General features: G+C 67.5%; 1 protein-coding gene. It reads left to right on the top strand.

What is annotated here, in order from left to right; all coding sequences use genetic code 11:
* The coding region (locus tag AC1DWF_RS35050; RefSeq protein WP_476843075.1) for an ABC transporter substrate-binding protein at positions 1–676 on the top strand (676 nt) is incomplete at both ends.

The following is a 676-nucleotide window of genomic DNA, read 5'->3' as shown; positions in this document are numbered from 1 at the left end:
CTACGACAGCCTCGTCTACTGGAACCTCATCCAGGAGGCGACGATCCCCGAGATCGTCCCGGCCCTGGCCGCGCGCTACTATCCGAATCCCGCCGACAACAAGGAATGGATCTTCGAGCTGCGGCGCGGCGTGAAGTTCCACGACGGCTCCGACTTCGACGCCGACGCCGTGATCTGGAACCTGGAAAAGCTCCTGGTGAAGGAGGCGCCGCATTACGACCCGCAGCAGAACCTGACGCTGTCCTTTCGCATCCCCGGCGTGAAGAACTGGCGCAGGATCGACGCGTTCAAACTGGCGATCGGCAGCGACACGCCCGACGCCTCGATGCTCGACCAGGTCGTCTTCCTGCACATCTCCAGCCCCGCGCAATGGCGCAGGCTCGGCAGTTGGGAGGCCTTCGGCCGCGAGCCGTCGGGCACGGGGCCCTTCAAGGTGCAGTCGATCGTCCCGCGCCAGCGCGCCGTGCTGCTCCCCAACGCCGACTACTGGGACGTGGCGCGCCGGCCGAAGCTGGACCGCCTGCTGCTGCTGCCGATCCCCGACGCCAATACCCGCGTGGCCGCGCTGCTGACGAACCAGGTCAACTTCATCGAGGCGCCGCCGCCCGATGCGCTCGACCGGCTGCGCTCGGCGGGCATGGTCATCAAGACCAACCCCTACCCGCATGTCTGGCCC

The sequence above is a fragment of the Aminobacter sp. P4_D5 genome, from assembly GCF_056401815.1.
This window is presented reverse-complemented; position numbering and strand designations above follow the sequence as displayed.